Annotated in this window: 25 protein-coding genes and 1 tRNA gene; 19 read left to right on the forward strand and 7 right to left on the reverse strand. The window is 61.4% G+C overall.

Annotated features, from left to right (window positions below):
- Positions 1-25: 25 nt before the first annotated feature.
- The gene (locus R0J92_RS11145; RefSeq protein ID WP_411051725.1) at positions 26-694 is read left to right on the forward strand and encodes an arylesterase; all 669 of its coding nucleotides are present in this window, start codon (positions 26-28) and stop codon (positions 692-694) included.
- A 49-nt stretch (positions 695-743) separates the two neighbouring features.
- Here the strand turns inward: R0J92_RS11145 and R0J92_RS11150 are convergent, their stop codons facing one another.
- Complete coding sequence (locus tag R0J92_RS11150) at positions 744-959, reverse strand: hypothetical protein (protein WP_411051726.1); 216 nt, start codon at positions 957-959, stop codon at positions 744-746.
- A 182-nt stretch (positions 960-1141) separates the two neighbouring features.
- Complete coding sequence (locus R0J92_RS11155; protein WP_411051727.1) at positions 1142-1357, reverse strand: hypothetical protein; 216 nt, start codon at positions 1355-1357, stop codon at positions 1142-1144.
- A gap of 232 nt (positions 1358-1589) precedes the next feature.
- Here R0J92_RS11155 and ettA point away from each other — a divergent pair, with 232 nt between their 5' ends.
- The 6 genes from ettA to R0J92_RS11185 all read left to right on the forward strand — a co-directional run bounded on the left by ettA (position 1590) and on the right by R0J92_RS11185 (position 9059).
- Positions 1590-3257 carry an energy-dependent translational throttle protein EttA gene (ettA, locus tag R0J92_RS11160; RefSeq protein ID WP_106163763.1) on the forward strand — a complete coding sequence of 556 codons (1668 nt, stop codon included), beginning with the start codon at positions 1590-1592 and terminating at the stop codon, positions 3255-3257.
- A 212-nt stretch (positions 3258-3469) separates the two neighbouring features.
- Positions 3470-4072: a nicotinate-nucleotide adenylyltransferase gene (locus tag R0J92_RS11165; protein WP_317385470.1), complete on the forward strand. Its 603-nt coding sequence runs from the start codon at positions 3470-3472 to the stop codon at positions 4070-4072.
- A gap of 103 nt (positions 4073-4175) precedes the next feature.
- Positions 4176-5660: a D-alanyl-D-alanine carboxypeptidase/D-alanyl-D-alanine-endopeptidase gene (gene dacB, locus R0J92_RS11170; RefSeq protein WP_411051728.1), complete on the forward strand. Its 1485-nt coding sequence runs from the start codon at positions 4176-4178 to the stop codon at positions 5658-5660.
- A gap of 254 nt (positions 5661-5914) precedes the next feature.
- Positions 5915-6907 (forward strand): ABC transporter substrate-binding protein, encoded by a 993-nt coding sequence (locus R0J92_RS11175; protein ID WP_411051729.1) that lies wholly within the window; start codon positions 5915-5917, stop codon positions 6905-6907.
- Positions 6908-6993: 86 nt separating this feature from the next.
- A complete protein-coding gene (locus tag R0J92_RS11180) occupies positions 6994-7800 on the forward strand; it encodes an ABC transporter ATP-binding protein (RefSeq protein WP_106163760.1) in 807 nt (268 codons plus the stop codon).
- Positions 7797-9059, forward strand: a complete 1263-nt coding sequence (locus R0J92_RS11185; protein ID WP_411051730.1) for an ABC transporter permease — start codon at positions 7797-7799, stop codon at positions 9057-9059. Before R0J92_RS11180 ends, R0J92_RS11185 begins: the two co-directional genes overlap by 4 nt.
- A gap of 136 nt (positions 9060-9195) precedes the next feature.
- On the opposite strand, the gene R0J92_RS11190 is transcribed toward R0J92_RS11185, so the two are convergent.
- Complete coding sequence (locus R0J92_RS11190) at positions 9196-9618, reverse strand: tellurite resistance TerB family protein (RefSeq protein ID WP_106163758.1); 423 nt, start codon at positions 9616-9618, stop codon at positions 9196-9198.
- Between the two features lie 211 nt (positions 9619-9829).
- Between R0J92_RS11190 and R0J92_RS11195 the strand changes: the two genes are divergently transcribed.
- From R0J92_RS11195 to R0J92_RS11205, 3 genes are all read left to right on the forward strand, one after another.
- The gene (locus R0J92_RS11195; protein ID WP_411051731.1) at positions 9830-11473 is read left to right on the forward strand and encodes a lysine--tRNA ligase; all 1644 of its coding nucleotides are present in this window, start codon (positions 9830-9832) and stop codon (positions 11471-11473) included.
- Between the two features lie 237 nt (positions 11474-11710).
- Positions 11711-12124 carry a DUF4864 domain-containing protein gene (locus tag R0J92_RS11200; protein ID WP_411051732.1) on the forward strand — a complete coding sequence of 138 codons (414 nt, stop codon included), beginning with the start codon at positions 11711-11713 and terminating at the stop codon, positions 12122-12124.
- A 120-nt stretch (positions 12125-12244) separates the two neighbouring features.
- Positions 12245-14530 carry a right-handed parallel beta-helix repeat-containing protein gene (locus R0J92_RS11205; RefSeq protein ID WP_411051733.1) on the forward strand — a complete coding sequence of 762 codons (2286 nt, stop codon included), beginning with the start codon at positions 12245-12247 and terminating at the stop codon, positions 14528-14530.
- Here R0J92_RS11205 and R0J92_RS11210 read toward each other — a convergent pair.
- The gene (locus R0J92_RS11210) at positions 14527-15042 is read right to left on the reverse strand and encodes a HugZ family protein (protein ID WP_411051734.1); all 516 of its coding nucleotides are present in this window, start codon (positions 15040-15042) and stop codon (positions 14527-14529) included. The genes R0J92_RS11205 and R0J92_RS11210 overlap by 4 nt on opposite strands.
- 60 nt (positions 15043-15102) lie before the next feature.
- Positions 15103-15723, reverse strand: a complete 621-nt coding sequence (locus R0J92_RS11215; RefSeq protein ID WP_411051735.1) for a hypothetical protein — start codon at positions 15721-15723, stop codon at positions 15103-15105.
- Positions 15724-15873: 150 nt separating this feature from the next.
- Here R0J92_RS11215 and R0J92_RS11220 point away from each other — a divergent pair, with 150 nt between their 5' ends.
- The gene (locus tag R0J92_RS11220) at positions 15874-16194 is read left to right on the forward strand and encodes an antibiotic biosynthesis monooxygenase family protein (protein ID WP_106163753.1); all 321 of its coding nucleotides are present in this window, start codon (positions 15874-15876) and stop codon (positions 16192-16194) included.
- 186 nt (positions 16195-16380) lie between these two features.
- Here R0J92_RS11220 and R0J92_RS11225 read toward each other — a convergent pair whose 3' ends face one another.
- A complete protein-coding gene (locus R0J92_RS11225; RefSeq protein ID WP_106163752.1) occupies positions 16381-16770 on the reverse strand; it encodes a hypothetical protein in 390 nt (129 codons plus the stop codon).
- Positions 16771-17165: 395 nt separating this feature from the next.
- Positions 17166-17255: transfer RNA gene (locus R0J92_RS11230), tRNA-Ser, on the reverse strand.
- Positions 17256-17567: 312 nt separating this feature from the next.
- Between R0J92_RS11230 and R0J92_RS11235 the strand changes: the two genes are divergently transcribed.
- From R0J92_RS11235 to R0J92_RS11270, 8 genes are all read left to right on the forward strand, one after another.
- Positions 17568-18476, forward strand: coding sequence for an SPOR domain-containing protein (locus R0J92_RS11235; protein ID WP_411051736.1), 909 nt, complete (start codon positions 17568-17570; stop codon positions 18474-18476).
- Between the two features lie 58 nt (positions 18477-18534).
- Positions 18535-19716 carry a D-alanyl-D-alanine carboxypeptidase family protein gene (locus R0J92_RS11240; protein ID WP_106163750.1) on the forward strand — a complete coding sequence of 394 codons (1182 nt, stop codon included), beginning with the start codon at positions 18535-18537 and terminating at the stop codon, positions 19714-19716.
- Positions 19713-20357, forward strand: coding sequence for a dTMP kinase (gene tmk / locus R0J92_RS11245; RefSeq protein ID WP_411051737.1), 645 nt, complete (start codon positions 19713-19715; stop codon positions 20355-20357). Before R0J92_RS11240 ends, tmk begins: the two co-directional genes overlap by 4 nt.
- Entirely contained in the window at positions 20354-21475 is a 1122-nt protein-coding gene (locus R0J92_RS11250) for a DNA polymerase III subunit delta' (protein ID WP_411051738.1), read from the forward strand. Before tmk ends, R0J92_RS11250 begins: the two co-directional genes overlap by 4 nt.
- A gap of 67 nt (positions 21476-21542) precedes the next feature.
- Positions 21543-22346, forward strand: coding sequence for a TatD family hydrolase (locus R0J92_RS11255; protein WP_411051739.1), 804 nt, complete (start codon positions 21543-21545; stop codon positions 22344-22346).
- Positions 22346-23143: an MBL fold metallo-hydrolase gene (locus tag R0J92_RS11260; RefSeq protein WP_411051740.1), complete on the forward strand. Its 798-nt coding sequence runs from the start codon at positions 22346-22348 to the stop codon at positions 23141-23143. Before R0J92_RS11255 ends, R0J92_RS11260 begins: the two co-directional genes overlap by 1 nt.
- Positions 23144-23178: 35 nt before the next feature.
- Complete coding sequence (locus tag R0J92_RS11265; RefSeq protein ID WP_106163746.1) at positions 23179-24111, forward strand: AEC family transporter; 933 nt, start codon at positions 23179-23181, stop codon at positions 24109-24111.
- A 164-nt stretch (positions 24112-24275) separates the two neighbouring features.
- Positions 24276-24821, forward strand: coding sequence for a peroxiredoxin (locus R0J92_RS11270; RefSeq protein ID WP_106163745.1), 546 nt, complete (start codon positions 24276-24278; stop codon positions 24819-24821).
- Positions 24822-24918 lie beyond the last annotated feature (97 nt).

Consider the following 24918-nt stretch of genomic DNA (forward strand, 5'->3'; position numbering starts at 1 on the left):
AAACTGATATGGAGTGCCCACCACCATGCGCAAGTTTCTAAAGCAGATTGCGGCGACTTTCACGGCGTTGATGATGTCGACGCCGTTTGTGCATGCAGATGCGATTAAGATAACGGCCTTCGGGGACAGTCTCGTGCAGGGCTATGGTATGGCGCAGGGTGAGGGGTTCGTGCCGCAGTTGCAGTCCTGGTTCGAGGCGCAAGGCCTGGACGTTGTTGTGGCCAATGCCGGGGTGTCCGGCGATACCACGGCGGGCGGCGCCGCGCGGATTGATTGGACGCTGGCGGATCAACCGGATGGTGTGATTGTGCTGCTCGGCGGCAATGATCTGCTGCGGGGACTGCCGCCTGAAAATGCGCGAGAAAATCTGTCTCATATCGTTGAGGCGTCGCAGAAGGCCGGAGCAGCCGTGATGCTGATCGGCATGCAGGCGCCGGGCAATTTTGGCGCGGCCTATAAGGCTGAATTTGACAGCATCTATGCAGATCTCGCTCAGGACAATGGCGTCGTGCTTCATGCTTTTGCATTTGAGGGAATGGTGGAGCGCGCTGGTGATGATCCGGCACAGCTGGGTGCCTTCATGCAGGACGATGGCATTCACCCCAATGCGGATGGAGTGGCCGCCAACATCGCCGCGATGGTGCCAAAGCTACATGAACTGATCGAGATTATAAGGTCCGCCGACGCAGGCTGATCCCGCATCAGGTGCACGGTTTCTTAATCATGTGCCAGTGGGGGGCAGATCAGCCAGCGGCTGTTTCGTGACTGCCCGAGGTCGTCCAGTCAGAGGATTGGTTGCGCAACACATAGCTGAGAGCTGCGATGCCAAACACACTCGCCGCGCCCACGAACGAGTAGATTCCGAGACAAACCAAGACGGAGAGGTCAAACGCAAAGAAACCAACAGACGCAGCTGTCGATCCTGCGATCATACCGAGAAACAAACCTGCAAGTGCCATTATGTTGCAATCCTCTCTTGATGATCATGCGGTCGCTAGGGCCGCTATGGGCGAGGTGTGTCGACGCGAAATTCGACTCAGTTACGCACGCTAAGGTAGCACGGAGAATCTTTAAGAAAGGTTAACGACAGCTTCGCAATCGGCAGAAAATGGATCTGATCGCTACAGGTGAGCTGTGCTTGTCAGACGTGTGCCAACTCGATTTCGCCGGATTCTGCGTCCGCATCATGGCGGGGCTGCAGCAGGACGGCCAGACAGGCGACGCTGAGCGTGGTAAGGCTTCCGACCAGCACATAGATGCCCAGGCAGCTCCAGAATGTCGCATTGAACATCACTGCGGCACCCAAGGTGGCCAGTCCACCTGTAATGATCGCAAGGAATAGTGCTGCCAAGATCATGCCGTGCCTCCTGTCACAGATTGCTGTCCTTGCCTCAGGGGATCAAGGGCTGCCGTCCGCACGATCATTGTCGAGAAATGTGGTCAGATTATGGAAGGTAACGGAACGGCACGCGATAAACGCGCTTCGCTTGGGGAGGGCGAGGACATGCAAGCACTGCAGCGATTGCTCCTGCCCGGCGCACGCGTTATCACAGCGGCCAACCTCTTTCCCCTAATGACGGAGCAATCCCATGGCCTCCTACCAGTACGTCTATCACATGCAGGGTGTCTCCAAGACTTACCCGGGTGGTAAGAAATGCTTTGAAAACATTCACCTGTCCTTTCTTCCGGGCGTGAAAATCGGTGTTGTCGGCGTCAACGGCGCCGGTAAATCGACCCTGATGCGCATCATGGCCGGTCTCGACAAGGACTTCACCGGCGAGGCCTGGTCCGCGGAAGGTGCCAAGGTCGGCTATCTGCCGCAGGAGCCGAAGCTGGATGAAAGCCTGACGGTGCGTGAAAACGTCATGCTCGGCGTGGCGGAGAAAAAGGCCAAGGTGGACCGGTTCAACCAGATCGCCGTCGAGATGGCCGAAAACTACACCGACGAGCTGATGGAAGAGATGACGACCCTGCAGGACGCCATCGATTCCGAGAACCTCTGGGATCTCGACAGCCAGGTGGACGTCTCCATGGAGGCGCTGCGCTGCCCGCCGGATGACGCGGACATCAAGGACCTTTCAGGTGGTGAGCAACGCCGCGTGGCGCTGTGCAAGCTGCTGTTGGAGGCGCCTGACATGCTGCTCCTCGACGAACCGACCAACCACCTCGATGCCGAGACCATCGCCTGGCTGCAGCAGCACCTGATCGACTACAAGGGCACCATCCTCTGCGTCACCCACGACCGTTACTTCCTGGATGATATTACTGGCTGGATCCTCGAACTCGACCGTGGCCGCGGCATTCCCTACGAAGGCAACTATTCTGCCTGGTTGGAGCAGAAAGCCAAGCGCCTGCAGCAGGAAGCCCGCGAGGACAAGGCCCGCCAGAAGACGCTGGAGCGCGAACTCGAATGGATGCGTCAGGGACAGAAGGCCCGTCAGGCCAAGTCCAAGGCGCGGATCTCGGCCTACAACGAGATGGCCAATACCTCCGAGCGGGAAAAGGTCGGGCGCGCCCAGATCGTGATCCCGAATGGCCCGCGTCTGGGCTCCAAGGTGATCGAGGTGGAAAACCTGGCCAAGCACTATGGCGACAAGCAGCTGGTCGAAGGGTTGAACTTCTCGCTGCCGCCGGGCGGTATCGTCGGTGTGATCGGCCCCAACGGCGCGGGTAAGTCGACCCTGTTCCGGATGTTGACCGGACAGGAGCAACCTGATGCTGGCTCGGTCGAATATGGCGATACGGTAAAGCTCTCCTACGTCGACCAGTCCCGTGATGACCTCAACGACAAGGACACGGTCTGGGAGGCGATCTCGGGCGGTGCGGAAGTCATCGAACTAGGGGATGCCCAGGTCAACTCCCGTGCCTACTGCTCTTCGTTCAACTTCAAGGGCGGCGATCAGCAAAAGACGCTGAACCTCCTGTCGGGTGGTGAGCGCAACCGGGTCCATATGGCGCGCCTGCTCAAAGAAGGCGGCAACGTGCTGCTGCTCGATGAGCCGACCAACGATCTGGACGTGGAAACCCTGCGGGCACTGGAAGACGCGCTGGTCGATTTCGCTGGCTGCGCCGTGGTGATCTCGCACGACCGTTTCTTCCTCGACCGGATCTGTACCCACATCCTCGCCTTTGAGGGCGACGCACATGTGGAGTGGTTCGAGGGCAACTTCGAGGACTACGAAGAAGACAAGAAGCGCCGTCTGGGACCGGACGCGCTGGAGCCCAAGCGGTTGAAGCACAAGAAGTTTGTGCGGTGATAGCCAACGGAAAGGCCTCGTATTTCGCGGGGCCTTTTCTTTGCTTCGGACTAGGATCTCTGATCGCAATTTTATAAGCTCGAATATCTCCTAGATTTCGGCAGGTAGTTCTTTCCTACCATCCGCGTTTCTTTCTCAAGGTCAGGCGCAGGCATTGCGTGCATTGCATCCCCCGTTGCCATCCCCTTCCAAATCTGCGCATCAATCCCGCGATGAAAACTGCGTACCCCTTCCTGCGCCCGGGCATGACCGTGGGCCTGCTGGGCGGATCCTTTGATCCGCCGCATCAGGGGCATGTGCAGATCTCTCTGGCGGCATTGAAACGCTTCAACCTTGACCAGCTTTGGTGGCTGGTCACCCCGGGCAATCCGCTGAAGGAAAACCCGCCGGCCTCCATGGCGCGGCGGATGGCGGCGGCGCGGGCGATGATGGATCATCCGCGGGTGCGGATTTCGGATATCGAGGCCCGTCTGGGCACGCGCTACACTGCCCAGACCCTGCGGCACCTGCGCACCACCTATCCGCATGTGCGCTTTGTCTGGCTGATGGGGGCCGACAACCTTGCCCATTTCCACCGCTGGAAGGACTGGCGCGACATTCTGAACACTGTGCCCGTCGGCGTGTTGGCGCGCCCGGGAGAGCGGATCTCGGCGCGGCTGTCGCCCGCCGCCCGCATTTATGGCGCCCATCGCATCCCGGCCTGGCAGAGCCAGCGACTGGCGCGTGCCGAGGCCCCGGCCTGGTGTTTTCTCAACGTGCCCATGGTCGATGCGTCCTCAACTGAAATCCGCAAGCGCGGTGAATGGTCCGACTAACCGGGCTGCATGGCAGGTTTTGTGGCCGTCACAGAAACTTCTTTGGCAAATTGCGAATAAGGCAATTGCCGAATGCAAGGGAATTTGATTCAACTTGCGCATCATGATTTCACGCCGTCGCCTTATCACCTCCGCTCTTGCTGCCCTCGGTTCCGGCCCGGCGCTTGCCAATGCACCCAGTTCCGCGCCGCGTCCGAAGATGCGTGGGCTCAATCCGCTCAGCCCCGGTCGCGAGGGGCTGGAGTCGATCCTGAAGAATGCCGGCCTGTCGGGGGAGGTGGTCTGTGCGGTTGCGGATGCAGATAGCGGCCAGCTGCTGGAGAGTGTGAACGCGGATGCGCCTTTGCCACCGGCCAGCGTGGCAAAGGTGGTCACAGCGCTCTATGCCATGGATACGCTCGGTGCAGGCTATCGGTTTCGCACCCGGCTTATCGCGACGGGTCCGGTCCAGAACGGTGTTCTGAAGGGCGATCTGGTGCTCGTGGGCGGTGGTGATCCGACGCTGAGCACCGATGGGCTTGGTGAACTGGCAGCGGCCCTGAAGGCCAAGGGGATTCAGCGCGTCACTGGCCGGTTCCTGGTCTGGGACAGCATGTTGCCAATTGTGAAATCGATCGATCCGGGCCAGCCCGACCATCTGGGGTATAGCCCTGCGGTGAGCGGTATCGCCCTGAATTTCAACCGGGTGCATTTTGAATGGAAGCGCGCGGGCAGCAGCTGGGCCATCACCATGGACGCCAGAACCGAGAAATTTCGCCCGGATGTGTATAGCTCCAAAATGGCCGTCGTGCGACGGGATCTGCCGGTCTATACCTATCAGGACAAGGCGGGGGTCGATCACTGGACCGTTGCCAGCGGCGCGCTCGGCAATGGCGGTGCGCGCTGGTTGCCGGTGCGCAATCCTGCGCTCTATGCGGGGGACGTATTCCAGACGCTGGCCCGTGCGCATGGTCTTGCCCTGCCGACCCCGAAACAGACCGATCGCCTGCCGTCCGGCGAAATGGTCGCCCAGTATCAGAGCGATCCGCTGCCGGCCTTGCTGAAGGCGATGCTCAAGTATTCCAACAACCTCATGGCGGAAATGATCGGCATGACGGCCAGTGTGCAGCGGGGCGAGCGCCCCGGGTCGCTCTCCGATTCCGGTGCGGTGATGAGCCGTTGGGCCGCGGCGACCTTGGGCATGCAGTCCAGCCGCATGGTGGATCATTCCGGGCTTGGCGATAAATCGCGACTGACCGCAACCGACCTCCTGCGCGCGCTGGTGGTCGCAAACCGGACCGGAACATTGCGCCCCCTCCTGAAACAAATCTATCTGCAGGATGCAAAAGGGCGGCCGATCAAATCCCATCCGATCAAGGTCGTGGCGAAGACCGGGACGCTGAATTTCGTCTCGGGGCTGGGGGGCTTTGTCACCGCTGAGGATGGACGCGAGATGGCGTTTGCGATCTTTTCCGCTGATCTGCGGGCGCGGGCTGCGATCAGCCGGGCCCAGCGGGAGCGTCCCCCAGGCGGGCGCAGCTGGAACCGCCGCGCCAAACGCTTGCAGCAGGCCTTGCTGGAACGCTGGGGGCAGATCTACGCAAGTTGATCTGCTGCTGCGGCCTACCGCAGCGCGCAGCTGCGGCATTGGCTCGGATAAGGCCAGTTTGCCCTCTCAGAGGCAAAAAACGCGCCCAGATAAGCCCAGAATCCAGTTTTCGTGGGGCCAGTGTTATCGTCACGGTTGTCAGGTGGGGTGTGGATCGCAACGATTTGCGCAGGTCCGCATAAAAATTCTCAAAGAAAGCGACCTCCAGAAAAACGCGATTGATCGCGATATGGTTCAACACGGAGGAACCCCTAATGTCTTTCAAGACCAAACTTTGCGCCACATCCGCTGCCCTGGCCCTGCTTGCCGGCACGACGGCGATGGCAGACGAGATCACGGTGGCCTATTTCCTGGAATGGCCGATGCCGTTCCAATACGGCAAGGCCATGGGCCTCTACGAAGAGGAGCTGGGCGTCGATATCAACTGGGTGTCCTTTGATACCGGCACGGCAATGTCGGCGGCAATGGCCTCGGGAGATGTGCAGATTGCGGTCAGCCAGGGCTTGCCGCCATTTGTGGTGGCGGTCTCTGCGGGGCAGGCGCTGCAGGTGGTCGACGTGGCCGTAAGCTACTCTGAGAACGACAATTGCGTCGTGGCCACGAACCTGGAAATCGACAAGACCACCACCGCTGATCTGGTGGGCAAGAAGGTTGCGGTTCCGATTGGCACCGCGGCGCATTACGGCTTTCTGTCGCAGATGAACCATTTCGGGGTGGATATTTCCCAGATGGAGATCGTCGATATGGCACCGCCAGAGGGCGCGGTTGCCCTGTCGCAGGGGAATGTCGACATGGCCTGCGGATATGGTGGCGGCCTGCGACGGATGATGGAGCACGGCAACGTGCTGCTGACCGGCGCCGAGAAAGAAGACCTTGGCATTCTCGTCTTTGATGTCACATCGACACCCGTTGATTTCGCGGCTGAAGAGGGCGCGTTGCTGTCGCAGTTCCTCAAGGTGACGGCAGACATGAATGCGATGTGGAACTCTGGCGAGCACACGGCCGAAATGCTGCCGGTGATCGCCAAGGATGCGGGCATGAAGCCGGCTGCGGCAGAGGCGTCGCTGGCTACGTTCACCTTCCCGTCGGTGTCAGAACAGCTCGGTGACAAATGGCTTGGTGGTGGCGTGCAGAGCTTCATGAGCGGGGTGGCACAGGTCTTTGCCGATGCCGGGTCAATCCCGCAGGTTCTAGACAGCTATGAGGCATCGGTTGATGCCAGTCACCTTGCAGCCGTTGCAGAGTAAGCGCTGACAATTCGTGGCGCAGGAGAGGCGTCGGATGGCGTCTCTCCATTCACTCAAATACTCACATTCAAGAGCAGGAGCAGCCCATGGATGGCCTCCATATCGATCACCTGTCGATGCGATTCGACCTGCCCAACGGCACGCATATTCAGGCGCTGAAAGACGTTTCCATCGAGATTGAAAAGGGTGAGATCATGTCGGTGCTGGGCCCGTCTGGCTGCGGCAAGACCACGCTTCTGAACATTTGTGCCGGGTTTCTCGCCCCCACCGAAGGCGCGGTGCGGATGAACGACCACGTCGTGAGGGGGCCAGCACCCGAGCGCGGTATGGTGTTTCAGAAGGGCGCACTGTTCGAGTGGATGAGCGTGCGTGAAAATGTCGAATTCGGCCCTCGCATGAAGGGGATGCCTGTCGCTGAACGGCGCGACATCTGCGATCAATTGCTGGACACTGTCGGCCTGCAGGATTTCGGGGAGAAGGCAGTTTACGAGCTGTCCGGTGGCATGCAGCAGCGGGTCGCACTGGCGCGTTGCCTGGCCAATGACCCGGATGTGATCCTGATGGACGAACCTCTGGGGGCGCTGGATGCGCTGACCCGCGAGAAGATGCAGGCGCTGGTTCTGAAACTCTGGAAAAAGAGCGGCAAGACGGTGATCCTGATCACCCATTCCGTCGAAGAAGCCTTGCTGCTGGGGGAACGCCTTCTGGTGATGGCACCCCGACCAGGACGCATCCACAAGGAGTACCGGCTTCCCTTTGCCGATCATGGCGTCAACATGGATCTGCGCGATGTGAAGAAACTCGACGGATTTGCCGAGACACGCGATGAAATCCTGTCGATGATCTGGGAAATGGAAGAGGAAATCATGGGTCGCTCGGAGGGTGCCGCATGACCGGTCTTCTGATCCTGCTGGCCTATGTGGCCCTGTTCACCATTGCCTATTTCATCGTCGACCGCATTCAGGACCGCAGTCGCAGTGGTGTGAATTTCAACAGTCTGAAAACCGTGACCTTCGGTGACGAAAGCGCCATCACGCCCAACCGGGCCGCCTCTGTGATCTCTGTCCTGGTGATCTTTCTGATCTGGGGTGCGTTTACCGCCTCCAGGCTGGTTCCGATCCATGTGCCGGGACCCTTTCGGGGTGATACCAGCTTCAGCTACACTGCCACCGCGCCCGATGGCACCACCGCCGACGCGCGTGTGCATGTTCGGGTGCATGACTTTGGCGAGGACGTCCCGGCACCTGACGTGAGCCCGAATAGCGGCTTTGCTCAGGACGACGCCGAGGTGGTCACGGTCTGGCGCTCTGTTCTGATCAAGGCCTCCCGCAACGATGGCGAGGATGTCACGGTCACCGCGGTCGAGGGGCAGCCCATTGTGCCGGGCGAAACGGTCAAAGTGCCTGACGGCAGTGTCACCATGTCGCGGCGCGGGTCGCTCAATTTCGCGCCCGACAAGGGCTTTCAGATGGAACCGATCTGGATGCCCAGCCCCGAGGCGGTGGTGGCCCGTTTCATCGAAATCGCATCCGAAGGCTATCAGAATTTCACCCTCTGGGATCACCTGGGCTGGTCGCTTCTGCGGGTGCTGGCGGGCTTTGCCCTTGGCGCGCTGGTGGGGATCCCGCTTGGCTATGCCATGGGCCTCAGCTCCTGGGTGCGAGGCTGGTTCGATCCGATCGTGGAGTTCATGCGACCGGTGCCGCCATTGGCGCTGATCCCGCTGGTGATCATCTGGTTCGGCATTTGGGAGACGGGCAAGATCGTCCTGTTGTTCCTTGCCGCGCTCTGGATCATGACCATTGCCGCGCGGGCGGGGGTGTCAGGTGTCAATATCACCAAGGTGCACGCCGCCTATTCGCTCGGTGCGTCAAAGCCGCAGATCCTGCGCCATGTCATTGTGCCGAACTCGCTGCCGGAAATCTTCACCGGTGCGCGGGTTGCGATGGGGGTCTGCTGGGGCACCGTGGTGGCCGCCGAACTGGTGGCGGCTCAGAAGGGGGCTGGCATGATGATTATCGCCGCGTCGAAATTCCAACTGACGGATATTGTCATCATGGGGATCATCCTGATCGGTGTCATTGGTTACGGCATCGATATCCTGATGCGTAAGGCCGAGGACATCCTGGTGCCGTGGAAGGGTCGCAGCTGACATGCGGTCTGCGGGGACATCACGTTTCCCATAGCGAAGAGGGCGGCCCGTTGGGTCGCCCTCTTGCGTCAAATCTCAATTTTCCGGCGTGCGGCCGTCCTTCGTAACCAGACAGGTTCGAGGTGACCGGATGCGCTTATACCATGTGGCGCGCGCGCGAGCCGCGTTCGATGGCCGCTGCATGCAGGCGGTCAATGTTCAGCTCGTAGCGGATCTCTTCCAGCAGGCGTAGCTCGTTTTCATTGAGCTTGCCATCCGCCGCTGCCACATCGCAGGCCAGCGCATAGCAGGTCTCGAACAGGCGCTCCGGCAAAATGTCCCGGACAAGACCAAACAACGCATCCAGCCCGTCCTCCTGTTCGAACAGGTCGAAGACGGTGCGCGACACTGACGGAATGCGGTCCGCATCATAATCTGCAAATACCGGCAGCATATTGACTGCGTTCTGGATCTTGACCAGTTCTGCCGTGCGAATGTCCTCGTCCGAAGCCGATACTGCCACCATGACCGCCACAAGGCAGTCCTGCGGTGTAAGCAGCTGGATGGTTTCTTCTGTCATTTCTACGGCGTCCTTTATGCCTTGGGTTCATTCAGAAGAATATGACCGGCGGCCCAGCTGTTCAACGGCGAAGCCTGGTGAAAAGTGGTTTTCCGCCACCCCGGTGGGCGTGGGCCTTGTTGACTCATGCTGCACAGGCACAATAGAGGGGAGCGTCGGTGCGCGTGGTGCCGCCGATCATCCCTGAAAAAGACGCTGACTGGAGTACATCATGTCTGTTCTGCGCGAAGAAGCTCTGAAGAGCAAAGCCTGGCCGTTTGAAGAAGCACGCCGTGTTCTCAAACGTTACGCCAAGGGCGCGCCGGAGAAGGGATATGTGCTGTTCGAGACCGGCTACGGCCCCTCCGGTCTGCCCCACATCGGCACCTTTGGCGAGGTGGCTCGCACTACCATGATCAAGACCGCCTTCGAGGTGATCTCGGATATTCCGACCAAGCTGATCTGCTTTTCGGATGATCTGGACGGTATGCGCAAGATCCCCGGCAATGTGCCCAATTCCGAGAGCCTGCAGGACCATCTGCAGAAGCCGCTGACATCGGTGCCGGACCCCTTTGGCACGCATGACAGCTTTGGCCATCATAACAACGCCATGCTGCGCCGCTTCCTCGATACGTTTGGTTTCGAGTATGAGTTCTATTCCGCCACCGAATTTTACGGCTCCGGCCGGTTCGACGAGGTGCTGAAGCGCGCGGTCGACAAGTACGACGACATCATGGAGATCATGCTGAAGTCCCTGCGCGAAGAGCGCCGCCAGACCTATTCCATCTTCCTGCCGATCCATCCGGAAACCGGGCGGGTACTTTACGTGCCGATGAAAAAGGTCTGTGCCGAGACATACACCGTGACCTTTGACGACGAAGATGGGCGCGAATGGACGCTCCCCGTCACCGGCGGCAATGTGAAACTGCAGTGGAAACCGGATTTCGGCGCCCGCTGGGCAGCGCTGGGCGTCGATTTCGAGATGTATGGCAAGGACCATTCCACCAACACGCCGATCTATGACGGGATCTGCCGCGCGCTGGGCCAGCGCGCACCGGAGCATTTCACCTACGAGCTGTTCCTCGATGAGAGCGGCCAGAAGATCTCCAAGACCTCCGGCAACGGCGTGTCCATCGACGACTGGCTGACCTACGCGTCCTCTGAGAGCCTGTCCTATTTCATGTACCAGAAACCCAAGACCGCCAAGCGGATGCATTTCGATGTGATCCCCAAGGCGGTGGACGAGTATCACCAGCAGCTGCGCGCCTACCATGGTCAGGATCTCAAGGCGCAGCTCAACAACCCGGTCTGGCACATCCACGGTGGCGACGTGCCGGAATCGGACATGGTGGTCTCCTTCTCGATGTTGTTGAACCTCGCCAGCGCCTCCAGCGCCGAGGACAAGGACACCATGTGGGGCTTCATCAACAAATACGCCCCCGACGCCACTGCCGCGACACATCCGGGCATGGATCAGGCGGCGGGCTTTGCCGTGCGCTATTTCCAGGACTTCGTGAAGCCTGCCAAAACCTACCGCCTGCCGGGCGATCAGGAGCGCGCCGCGCTTACGGATCTGGCCGATGCGCTGCGCTCGCCCGAGGCCGCACTCGCTGCCATTGCCAAGAAGAACGAGCTTGTCGGCAATGACGACCCGCTGCCCGAGGCAAATTTCGCCGATGAGGAATTCCTGCAATCGGTGGTCTTTGCCATCGGCAAGATCCACGGGTTCGAGCCGCTGCGGGCCTGGTTCTCCGCCATTTACGAGGTGCTATTGGGCGCCACGCAGGGGCCGCGCTTTGGTGGCTTCATCGCGCTTTACGGCGTCGAGGAGACCATCACGCTGATCGAAAGCGCATTGGCGGGCGAGCTGGTCTGAGACCAACGCCCACGCTTGACCTCATGACGGGCGTCCCAAGCGGGCGCCCGTTTTACGTTGAATGATCCCTTCTGTTGCGGGCCTCCTTGCGGGCAGGTCCACGTCGATAGGCCTGACGAACGTGCGACCGAGCGCGATCACAGCTGCGCCTGCGTCTGTAAAGTCTCCGTTTTTTGACCGCATACGCAGGCACGCTATCTCCTTAGCAATCAGGTGCTGGTACAGAGGAGTTTTGTGATGCGGATGATGGTGACACTTGGCCTTGTGGCCGCAATGGCGGTTGCGACGCTTGGCACGCGGGCCACGGCGCAGAAGGAGCCGATCACCGGCGTCATTGGCGCACAGATCGAGGCCTTCCAATCCGATGACATGGGGGCCGCCTTCGGGTTTGCCTCGCCCAATATTCGCGCATTGTTTGGTACGCCGGAACGGTTCGCCACCATGGTCGAACAGGGCTATCCGATGGTCTGGCGTCCAGCAGATGTGCGCTACCTCGAACTGCGCGAGGTGGCTGGAAACCTCTGGCAACGGGTCATGGTGACCGATGCAAGTGGCGGTATTCACATGCTCGACTACCAAATGATTGAGACTGAAACGGGTTGGAAAATCAACGCTGTACAGCTTCTCAAGGCCCCGGGCGCCAACGTCTGAGGTTGCTGCTGACGCTCCGGGTGTTGCGCGGGCCGCGCGCGCCCTCCTGAGCGGGATTTAAGTCCCAAATGATAGAACCTTTTCCGATCCCGGCGTGCTGGAACAGGAAAGGTCTCTCTCATGAACAAGGCAATCACCGACGGTTTGCAACTGATGCCGCCCGTATTTTCAGGCGGGCTTGACGTCTGGTCCAGCGGCAACGGCACCCCCGGCTCCGACACCTATGACGGGGCCGCGAATGCCGCATTGGTGGCGGGGGACGCGGATTTCGGCGGCTGTCTGGAGCTGCAAAAGACCGACAGCACCCAAAAGCTGCGCTACATGGGCGAAACCCCGATCCTTCCGGGCTGCTACCTGCGGGTGACCGCGCGGGTGAAGGCGATGAGCGGCGCCCTGCCCACGGTACGCATCGCGGGCTGGGCAGGGGCGGCCAACAACGGCCATGTCTCCGGCGTGATCGAGAGCGGGCCGGGCGTGACCCTCAGTGCCTATGGCGAGGTGGTGGAGGTGCAGGCCATCGTCGGCACCGGCAGCCGCTCTGGTGTCGACATGCCCTGGGGGCTGAGTGCCGTCTATGGCCACCTCGGCCTTAATCTGACCGGCGCCAATGGCGGGGTGATCCGGGTCGACGACATCGTGATCGAGGACATCACCAGCGTTTTTCTGCGCGATATGCTGAGCCTGGTGGATGTGACCGATTTCGGCGCCGTGGGCGATGGCAGCACTAACTGCCACGCGGCTTTCGAGGCCGCCGATGACGCCGCCGATGGTCGCCGCATCCTGGTGCCAGAGGGCGAATTCCGCATCAACAGCACCCTTTCTCTGCATCACGAGGTGATCTTTGAGGGCACGTTGTCGATGCCCGATAGCGCGATGCTCTTGCTGACCAAGAGCTACGATTACCCGACCTATGCGGCGGCATTTGAAGATGAGCAGCTGGCCTTTGAAAAGGCGTTTCAGGCGCTGCTGAACAGTGTGGACCACGAAAGCCTCGACCTTGGCGGACGCAGCATCACGGTGAGCGCGCCGATTGATATGCAGGCGGCAGTCCCCAATCGCACCAGCTATGCCACGCGCCGCTATATCCGAAACGGCCAGTTCACGGCACAGGCGGGCGCCAATTGGGATCATGACGTGGTCACCGCGCAAGCGACCTACGACAGCGCTGACAAGAGAAAGCTGACCAATGTGGCCAATATTTCTGCCATCCCAGTCGGCGCATTGGTCGAGGGCGCAGGCGTCGGGCGCGAGGTCTATGTGAAATCCAAGAACACCGGCGCGGGCGAGCTGACCCTGAGCCAACCGCTCTATGATGCGGAAGGCACTCAGAACTTCACCTTCACCGCCTTCAAGTACATGCTGGATTTCTCCGGGTTCTCTTCATTGAAGAAATTCGGCATCTCAGGCGTGGAGTTCCAGTGCAATGGAGAGGCCAGCGCCCTGCGCCTGGCCCCCGCAGGCACGGTATTTGCGGCGCACAACTGTTTTTTCACCAAGCCAAAGGCGCGGGGCATCACCTCGATCGGCAGCGGATGTCAGGGGATGCTGGTGGACAATTGCCAATTCCTGTCCGACGAGGATGCGGCGGATGTGGCGGATCGCGAAACCATCGCGCTCAACGTCAACTCCAACGACGTGAAACTGCGCCACAACCGCGCCACGCGCTTTCGGCATTGGGCCGTGATGGCCGGGTCGAACCACACGGTGACCGGCAACCACTTCTTTCAGGGCGACAGCGTGGCAGGCGGCATCCGCACCGCGGGAATTGTTGTGACCGACACCTATGCCTCTCACACGATTTCGGAAAACTACATCGACAACTGCTTTATCGAGTGGACCAACGAATATGACGCGGATCCGGATTTCACTGGCGGGTTCTCCTTTGCTGCGATGTCGATTACTGACAATGTCTTCCTCAGCGGTGATGTGGCGAGCTGGTTCAGCTACATTGTGGTCAAACCCTTCGGCAGCGGTCATTTCCTCAACGGGGTGTCCGTCACCGGAAACAAGTTCCGCTCTATCAATGGCAATATTGACCGTGCCGAACGCGTGGACACCAGCTTTGCCAATCTGAACTTTACCCGCTCCAAGGACGTGTTCTTTGACGGCAACAGCTTTCACAACGTCTCGACGCAATCGCGCAATCCGCTGCGGGTGGAGTTTGATCAGAACACCGTGGCCAGCACCTGGACGGTACCCACCGGCGGCACGTTGCCATTTCAGGCCTACAGCCGCGCCGTGGACGCGGTGATCGTCGAAGGCGCATTGCGCAACAGCGGCGGGTCCGTGGCTTATCCGGGCCATTATGTGCGCACGCAGGAAGGCAGCAATAACAACGAGATCGACATCATCTGGGAGCAAGCGGTGCGCGGCACAGTGCGGGTGCTGATCCGGATTGATCGCTAGGCAGAGAGCCCGAGGTCCGCTGGCCTCAGGGTGTAGGCCTTGCCAAATCCGCCGTTCAGAAACGCCTCTGAGATCTGGAACCGGACAAAGTGGAAATCGCCAAAGCCGATGTAGAGCTTTGCCTTGGGGTGGCTGCGCAGATATTGCGTGGCCATCTCGTCATGCGCAGTACAGGCGTTGGGCAGTATTTCAGCAGTCCCGTTGAGACTGAGACGCGGATGTGTCAGCGGATCGCCCTTGGCGCCCGGCTCCCCCATCAAGAGCGAGACCTGCGGGCGCACGGCCATGGCTTGGGTGTGCGCGGCGAGGGTAGAGACCAGCGAAATCGGCGCACCGCCGGCGTCCAGGCCAAAGGCGACGCGGCTTTGCATCGGATGCCCCGCATCAGTCAACGTTGCGAGGGCGGCGAACCGGGCGTCCTGCATCAGCTGACGTGCCAAGGCGCGGGCCTCGTCATCTGTGGGGCGAATGGGCGAGGGGCTTTTCGTGGGAGTGTTGGTGTCAGATGGCATGGGTAGGCTCCGGAATGTTCGGGACAGGCCGGGCGGGCACGGAGTTGCGGCTGGCAGGGCTCAGAACCTGTGCCACAATTCCACCTTGAGGCCAAGCTGCGCCTCCCCGAATGAGCGCCATTCCAACCCGGTCAGCAGCTCTCGGTCGGGGGACAGGCGCCATCGGAGACCGGGCAGGATTTTCCACGCGAGATCGCCGTAGTCTGGCTGGTATAGCTCGACCTGCACAATGGGGGCGGGGCCTTGTGAGCGGTGGAGGCCGAGCGTTCCGTCAAGTTTCCAGGCGTCACCGGCATCATGCCATTCTCGGCCCAGATCGACTGCAAGCCAACCGTCGCGCCCCCGCCAGGACAGCGCGCGCCCGGCCGAAAGCGTCAGCCGCTGCATAGGCGTCCAGTCTGCGTCGCGCTGCCCAAGGCCGGCCCCGAGTTCGACCGCCAATTGCCAACCCGCCTTGCGCTGTCGCAGGGGCAGGCGGGCAAAGGCCAGTGCATGGGCGCTCTGAAATCCGGAGTCGTCGCTTTGATTGATGTCGAGGCCAAACGTCAGATTTTGGCTCAGCCCGTAGCTGGCGTAAGCTCCGAGTTCGGTGCCGGTCTCTCGGGCGCGGATCGATGTGGACAGGAACCCGGATCCCGTTTGTTCCAGCCACGCACCAGCCTGTGCCCAGCTGGTGGTCATGACGACATGTAAAAACAGGAAAATCGTGATGGGTCGGCGCACAGGCGGGAGCCCTTGAATTTACCTCGCTCCACCTATGGTAGAGCGAAATCCTGTCGACTTTCAAGCCAGTTGGCATAGTCTGAAAGGCAGGATGAGAAGGAGGACCTCATGCCGACAATTGCAAAAACCAACCATGTGCAAACGGTGATCACCACGTTTGAGGTGACGCCCGGCACCTGTCAGGATCTGGTCGATGCGCTGGAGGAAGCCTATTCGGAGTTCATCTCGCATCAGCCCGGTTTTATCGCGGCAGCGCTGCATGTGAATGATGCTCAAACTCGGGTGGCCAACTATTCCCAGTGGCGCCAACGAGAGGATTTCATGGAGATGTTGCGCAGCGAAGAGATGCGCAAGCGAAACCGGGTGCTGAACACGCTGTGTCGCAGTTTCGAGCCGGTGATGTATGACGTGATGGCGAGCTACGACTAAAGCCTGGAACAGCCACGACCACCCCGCCTGCCACGCCCGCCGGGCACTGAAACCTGGCGTGCCGAAAGCTTTGCGTCAGGGGCGGGTTCACTGACTGATACGTTGGGCGGCGGCGCAATCGTTTTGGATGTCACGCGGGGCGTCGTAAATGGATGTGTTTGAAGCGGTCGAGGTCAGCGTGCGCTTTTATTCCGGGTATTGTATCCGACATTGTGCTGCGGCGTCTCTGGCGCGTTTGCTGGCTGCGGGCAGGGCGTCCTTGAGCCCGCGCAGCTTTTTACGTTCTTCGCCGATGTTGATCGAAACCGGGGTTTCCACGGTCCGATAGTATGTCTCGGGGCAGGGGTAGTAGCCCACGACCTTGCCGTCGCTCACCCGCCTGCAAGTGTGAAAAATGGTTTCCGGAATGGTCTGTCGGTGAATGGCGTAGCCACGAGAGATATTTGCTTCGGTTTCGCTGATCTCATTCACTATCCGAGTTTGCTCCGACGCGCCTTGTCGGATGCAGCGTTCCTGGGGCGTGGCGCAGGCGGCCAGCAGGGCGAGAGCAGAAAGGGCAAGAGGGGCGCGGAGCATGGGGCATCCTATGATTGCGAAGATTTGAAATCCATAAGTCAATAACACTCGATTTCGTCATGTTATTCGATATCGGTCAAGACGTGGAGGTCAAGCGGTGCGGCTGCCGTCGAGATACGCGCCTTTGAGGGCCGAGGCCGTATGAGGCATTCAGCTGGTGTGTGATGCTGCTGTCTTTGCACTGATCGTCAGTGTCAGTCCGCATCGGTCATCAAAGTCTCTCGATTGTTCAACAAGCGCCCAAAGACACACAGCGAAAGCGCCCCGAACGAAGGGGCTTTGATCTTCAGGCACAAAGACCGGGAGCAATCGTGAAGGTGGAGGTGAATCTTGGCCAATGTGTGAGCTCACCATTCGCCGAAGTGAGCGTGAAGCACCATAACCCATTGATTCAATGGCGGGGAGACAGGGATTCGAACCCTGGGAACGCTCTCACGTTCAACGGTTTTCAAGACCGCCGCATTCGACCACTCTGCCACCTCCCCGGTCACGCAGATCGAACTGTTCTGCGGTTTAGGACGCGAGCGGCGCAGTGGCAAGGAGAAATCCGCGCAAGATTGCTGCGGATCACGAACACGCAATCTGTCGCCCATTGTCGCCGATGGGCCAAACGTCAGGGTTTCCATACCAAATCACAGTGTTTATGCTTCGCTCAAAGACGCATGAGACCGGAAAACCGGCAATCGACCGCTCCGCGCGCTTTGACACGGGGCTGCGGCGGATGTGTCGAGGCGAAGACAGGCAGCGAAGACAGACAGTGACGGACCATGAGCAGCATGAGCAGGCAGGATACGCGCATGAGCGATAAGATTTCGGACCGGGCAGGTCGCCGCAGGGCCAGGGCGACAGGTGTGGCCCTGGCTCTGACAAGTGCGCTGGCGCTGGCGGCGTGTGAAGAGGGAGCAAACCTGTCCTTCCTACAGCCCAAGGGCGCGGGTGAGCAGGGTCTGCCGAGTAACTCCACCAAGCTGGTAGAGCGCGACGTCGAGGCGCCGGATGTCTTTCAGGTGACAGAAGCCGGTCTTTGGGATGGCCGCCCCTCCATCGGGGGGGTCTGGGTCGCACATCCGGATGTGACGGAGCCGGAACGTGTCATCATCCGCAACAATGCCAACGGCAAGTTTGTGATCGGGGCCTTGTTCCGCCGCGAGCGGGCGATCCCCGGCCCGCGTCTGCAGGTGTCTTCGGATGCGGCGGCGGCGTTGTCGATGCTGGCCGGCGCTCCGGTTGAGTTGAATGTAACTGCCCTGCGGCGTGAGGCCGTGGACGACACGCCGCCGGGTGCGGAGGTGCCGCAGATCGAAGGGCTGGAAGAGGGGGGCGCGCCGGTCGCCGCCAGCGCAGAGGTTGAAACGCAGGCACTTGATCCGATCACCAGCGGTGCATCGGCTGCGATCGAGGCCACCGCGCCAGCTGCGACACCTGCGCCCACGCCAGCGCCGACAGAGCCGGTCGCGTCGCAACGTTCTGCTTTGACGAAACCCTACATCCAGATTGGCATATTCAGCGTCGAGGCCAACGCCAAACGCACGGCGGACCAGATGCGCAACGCCGGCATCATTCCCACCGTCTACGAGCAGGCCGCGAACGGCAAATCGTTCTGGCGCGTCGTCGTCGGTCCGGCCCAGTCCAAAGGCGAACGCTCGCAGCTGCTGAAGGCCGTGAAAGGTGCCGGCTTTGCAGACGCTTACGCGGTGACCAACTGATCCGGCCCGCGCCGGATCTGCGACAATTGACAAGCGCCCTCAAGGGAGGATCTCCCCCGTGACCATCCGCTTTACACCCGCCACCTGCATTGGCGCCCTGGCCGGGCTATGGGTTGCCGCCTCCGCGTCGACTGCGCTGGCGTTCGACACCAAGGCACGCGCCGCCTATGTGGTGGATCAGGGCACCAACACGGTGCTGCTGGAAAAGAACGCAAACGTGCCGATGCCGCCTGCATCGATGTCCAAGCTCATGACGCTCTACGTCGCCTTCGAGGCGGTGCGGGACGGGCGTTTGACCATGGATGAACGCCTGCCGGTCAGCGAACACGCCATGAGCTACAAGGGCTCGACCATGTTCCTGGATACCACCGACCGGGTGCGGGTCGAGGACCTGCTGCGGGGCATCATCGTGCTGTCAGGCAATGACGCCTGCGCGGTGATCGCAGAGGCCCTCAGCCCCGATGGCACCGAAGCCGGTTTTGCCCGCTACATGACCCGTCGGGCGCGAGAGTTGGGCATGACCGAAAGCACGTTTATGAACTCCAACGGCTGGCCTGATCCCGGGCACCGGATGTCGGTGCGCGACCTGGCCGTTCTGGCGGAACATCTGATCGAGGATTTCCCGGAGTTCTACCCGATGTTCGCCGAACAGGAGTTTGCATTCGATGGCCGGGCGCCGTCGAACGTGCGTAACCGAAACCCGCTGTTGCAGCTCGATATCGGTGCGGATGGGCTGAAGACCGGCCACACTCAAGAGGCTGGCTATGGTCTGGTGGGATCAGCCAAGCAGGGGGATCGCCGGGTGATCTTCGTGATCTCCGGTATGAACACGACACCCGAACGCGCCGAAGAGAGCGAGGCGATCGTCAATTGGTCGTTCCGTCAGTTCACCAAGAGAACCATCGCCCGCGAAGGCCTGGCCGTCGAACAAGCCGAGGTCTGGATGGGCGAGAGCCCTACGGTCGGGCTGGTGCCTGCACAGGATTTGGAAATCCTTTTGCCGGCGCTTTCCGGTGATGCGATCAATGCCGAAGTTGTCTATACCGGCCCCGTCACCGCGCCGATCCAGGCCGGTCAGCAGCTTGCGGAGCTGGTTGTGCAGCCCGAAGACCTGCCCGAGATGCGCCTGCCACTGGTAGCGCAGAGCGATGTGGGCACCGGGGGCTTTCCGGTCAAGGTGATGACCGCCGCGCGCGTGCTGGTGACACGGTTTCTGAACGGCCCCGAGGACGCATTGTGAATCAAGACCAAGGCCGCGGCCTGTTTCTGACCTTCGAGGGCATCGACGGGTCGGGCAAATCCACTCAATGCCGCCTTCTGGCGGAACACCTGCGCAGCATGGGGCGCGAGGTGGTGCTGACGCGAGAGCCCGGCGGATCGCCTGGGGCAGAGGAGATCCGCCGTCTGGTGCTGGAAGGCGACCCCGACCGCTGGTCGGCAGAGACTGAGATCCTGCTGTTCACCGCCGCCCGTCGCGACCATCTGGAGCGCACCATTCGCCCGGCCTTGGCGGCTGGGAAGGTGGTGATCTGCGACCGTTTTGCCGATTCCACCCGCATGTATCAGGGCCTGTCGCGCGGCGATCTGCGCGCCACCGTCGACAGCCTGCATGCACTGATGATCGGCCGTGAGCCGGATGTGACCCTTCTGATCGATATGGACCCGGCCACCGGCCTTGCCCGCGCCAAGGGGCGGCAGGGGCGTGAGGAGCGGTTCGAGGATTTCGGCCTCGACCTGCAGGAGAAGATGCGCGCGGGGTTCCTGTCGCTGGCGGAGGAATTTGCCGACCGGTTCCGCGTCATCGACGGCGCCCGGCAGATGGAGACCGTGGCTGCAGAAGTCGCGCGCACCGTCGCGGCGGCCCTGGACGCGCGGGCATGAGTGATCCCGAAGAGCTTCCCCGCGCCGATCAGGCCGAGGGCGCGCCGCATCCGCGCGAAACCGCGCAGCTGTTTGGTCATGCGCAGGCGGAAGCGGATTTTCTGCACGCGTTTTCCACCGAACGGCTGCATCACGCCTGGCTCATCATGGGGCCACGTGGCGTCGGCAAGGCGACGCTGGCCTGGCGCATCGCGCGTTTCTTGTTGGCAACCCCTCCGATGGAGGACGATGGGCTGTTCGGCGCTCCGCCGCCTCCCACCAGCCTTGAGATCGACCCGGACCACCCTGTCAGTCACCGCATTCAGGCGCTGGCCGAGCCGGGGCTTGCCACAATCACCCGCAGCTACAACGACAAGGGCCGTCTGCGCGACCAGATCGTGGTGGATGACATCCGGGTGCTGAATCGGTTCTTTGGCCTGTCCTCTGCCGAGGGCGGACGCCGGGTGGTGATTGTGGACTGTGCCGACGAGATGAACGTCAACGCCGCCAACGCCCTGTTGAAGATGCTCGAAGAGCCGCCCGCGCGTACAACACTGCTGCTGATTTCGCATCAGCCGTCGCGCCTGTTGCCGACAATCCGTTCGCGTTGTCGGACCCTGCGTCTTGGCCCCTTACAGCCCGACGATATGCAGGCCGCGCTCGCACAGGCCGGGGCTGAACTGCCCGATGACCCGACCCATCTTGCAGCCCTTGCCGCAGGCTCTGTCGGGGCGGCCATGCGGCTGCTGTCGCTCGAGGGCATGAAGCTCTATGCCGAATTGCTGGCGATTGCCGACAGCCTGCCGCGACTGGATCGCCAGCGTGCCATGGCACTGGCCGAAAAGGCCGCCACCCGCGGCGGCGCGGAGCGGTTCGAGCTGATGTTGACCCTGATCGACCTGTTGCTCGTGCGCCTCGCGCGCACAGGGGCCACCGGCCAGCCGCCGATGCCCGAAGCCGCCCCGAACGAGGGCGGGGTGCTGTCGCGCCTGTCGCCGGATCCGCACCGGGCGCGGGCCTGGGCCGATCTTGCTGCCACCGTGACCGAGCGCAGCCGTCACGGGCAGGCGGTGAACCTTGACCCTGCGGCGCTGGTCCTAGATACGGTGTTCAAGATGCAGGACACCGCGTCGCGTTGAACGGGCCTTCGGTCCCGGTGCGACAGGCGGAATGACCGCGACTTTCGACCGCGACAGAGGCCACACCATGACGACCCCGCAGATCACAGACAGCCATTGCCACCTTGATTTCCCCGATTTCGACGGGGAGCTGCCCGAGGTCCTGGCCCGCGCGGCAGAGGCCGGTGTGACCCGCATGGTCACCATCTGCACCAAGCTGAAGAACGAACCCGCCGTGCGCGCCCTCGCCGAGGCACATGCGCCGGTGTTCTACGCCGCCGGCACCCACCCGATGAGCGCCGCTGAAGAGCCGCTGGCCACGGTGGAGGAGCTGGTCGCCCTGGCGCAGCACCCGAAGTTTGTCGGCATTGGCGAAACCGGGCTGGACTATCACTACACCGGCGACAGCGCCGAGGTGCAGAAAGACAGCCTGAGAATCCACATCGAGGCCGCGCAGGACACCGGCCTGCCGCTGATCATCCATGCCCGTGCCGCCGATGACGACATGGCCCGCATCCTGCGCAAGACGCACGCGCAGAAGGCCTATTCCTGCGTGATGCACTGCTTCTCCTCCTCGGCCGAGCTAGGCCGTGCCGCGCTGGATCTGGGGTTCTATCTGTCGATGTCCGGCATCGCCGCCTTCCCCAAAAGCCAGGAGCTGCGCGACATCTTTGCCGCCGCTCCCCTTGATCGCATTCTGGTGGAAACCGACAGTCCCTATCTCGCGCCGCCGCCCTATCGCGGCAAGCGCAATGAACCCGCCTATACCGCCCATACCGCCAAGGTCGGTGCCGAGGTCTTTGGTCTGGACTATGCCGAGTTCGCCGCCCGCACGCAGGAGAATTTCGACCGGCTGTTCTGGAAAGCCGCCGCATATGAGGCCGCCGCCTGATGCCTCAATTGCGCTGCACGATCCTGGGCTGCGGCTCTTCCGGTGGTGTGCCGCGCCTCGGCGGACACTGGGGCGACTGCGACCCGCACAACCCCAAGAACACCCGCCGCCGCTGCTCCATGCTGGTGGAACAGGACGGGCCGGAGGGCACCACTACGGTGCTGATCGACACCAGCCCCGACATGCGCGGCCAGCTGCTGGATGCGGGCGTCGGGCGGCTGGATGCGGTGGTCTATACCCATGCCCATGCGGACCATGTGCACGGGCTGGACGACCTGCGGATGATCGTCTTCAACATGCGCGAACGCATCCCGGTCTATGCCGATGTCCCCACCCGGGCCGATCTGCTGGATCGTTTCGGCTATGCCTTCATCCAGCCCGACGGGTCGAGCTATCCGCCGATCCTGGAGATGCGCGACATCGACGGCGCGTTTGAAATCTCCGGCGCGGGTGGCACCATCCCGTTTGTGCCTTTCCGGGTGAACCACGGTGGCATGGATGCGCTGGGGTTCCGGATGGGCGATCTGGCCTATCTGCCGGATGTGGCAAAGATCCCCGAACCGGTGGTGCCGGTGCTTGAGGGGCTGGAGTGCTGGGTGCTGGACGCCTTGCGCCACGCGCCGCATCCGACGCATTTCTCCTACGGCGAGGCGCTGGCCTGGATCGAGCGCATGCAGCCTGCGCGCGCGGTGCTGACCAACATGCATATCGACATGGATCACGCCACCGTCGACGCCGAGACGCCGGATCATATCACCCCCGCCTTTGACGGCATGGTGATCCACAGCGATTACTGAACCACAGATTTTCAAAAGACCGGACTGACACGCATATGATTTTCAACCTTATCAATGTCGTCCTGCCGGTCTTTGTGGTCGTCGGGATCGGGTATGGCCTGACGCTGCGCGGTATGTTTCAGCAGGGTCAGATCGACGGGCTGATGAAATTCGCCCAGGGCGTCGCCATCCCGTTCCTGCTGTTTCGCGCTATGGCCGGCATCGATCTGCAATCCGGCTTTGATCCGCGTCTTCTGATCAGTTTTTACACTGGGGCAGGGGCCTGCTTCTTTGCCGGTTTCCTGGGCGCGCGGTTCTTGTTCAAACGAGAGTGGGAGGATTGCGTCGCGATCGGCTTCTGCTGCCTGTTCTCAAACTCCGTGCTGCTCGGTCTGCCGATCACGGAACGCGCCTTCGGGCCGGATGCGCTGGTGGGCAACTTTGCCATCATCGCCTTCCACTCGCCCTTTTGTTACGCGGTGGGCATCACCGCGATGGAGATCATCCGCAATCGGGGGCAGGGCGGGCTGCGTACCGTCACATCAGTGCTGAATTCGATCTTCCGCAACAATCTGATCCTTGCGATCCTGGCAGGGTTCGCGGTGAACTTGACCGGTCTGACGATCCCGGAACCGGTGGATGAGGCGCTGGCGCTTGTGGCAAAGGCCGGCCTGCCCACGGCGCTCTTTGCACTCGGGGGGATCATGGTTCAGTACCGCCCTGAAGGCGATCTGCGGACCATCGCCATGGTGTGCGGGATTTCACTGCTGCTACATCCGGCGATTGTCTTTGGCCTCGGCTCGGCGCTGGATGTGCGGCAGGATCTGTTCCGGTCCGGCGTCCTAAACGCGGCGATGGCGCCGGGCATTAACGCCTATATCTTTGCCAACATGTATGGCCGTGCCAAGCGAGTCGCCGCGTCTTCGGTGCTGATTGCGACCGCGTCCTGCGTGGTGACGGTTCTGCTGTGGCTGACATTGCTGAGTTAGCACTCCGACCTACAGCCTGAAAAACGGACATATGCGAAGGCAATGCGCCCTGGCTCTGCGGCTGATTGAAACAGCCGTGTGAACTTGTGCCCGGCCCCCTTGCACCTCGGTGCAGATCCGGTAAGACACGAGCCGCACATTCAAATCAGTTTCAAGGATCTCCCATGTTTGCTGGACAAAAACTCCCCCAGGTGACCTTCCGCACCCGTGTTCGCGATGAGAGCATCGAAGGGTCGAACCCCTTCCGCTGGCAGGACATGACCACCGCCGACTATTTTGCGGGCAAGCGCGTGATCCTGTTCTCGCTGCCGGGCGCTTTCACTCCGACCTGCTCCACCTATCAGCTGCCGGGCTTTGAGGACGGGTTCGCGGACTTCCAGGCCGAGGGCATCGACGAAATCTACTGCATGTCCGTCAACGACAGCTTCGTGATGAACAAATGGGCCGAAGCTCAGGGCATCAAGAACGTCAAGGTGATCCCCGATGGGTCCGGCGAATTCACTCGCAAGGTCGGCATGCTGGTGGCCAAGGACAACCTCGGCTTTGGCATGCGCTCCTGGCGCTATGCGGCGATCGTCAACGACGGCGTGGTCGAAGCCTATTTCGAAGAGCCGGGCCGTGACGACAACCACGCAGAAGACCCTTACGGCGAGTCCTCCCCCGAGAACCTGCTGAAGGCGCTGAAGAACAAGGTCACCGAAGCGGCATAACGCCCGCAGTCGCGTTGACACACTGAACGCAAAGGCCCCGCAAGATCGCTTGCGGGGCCTTTTTAGTATGCACGCGTGAGAGGGGCAGTGTCTGGAC

The sequence above is a fragment of the Tritonibacter sp. SIMBA_163 genome (assembly GCF_046535935.1).
Classification (GTDB): Bacteria; Pseudomonadota; Alphaproteobacteria; order Rhodobacterales; family Rhodobacteraceae; genus Epibacterium; species Epibacterium scottomollicae.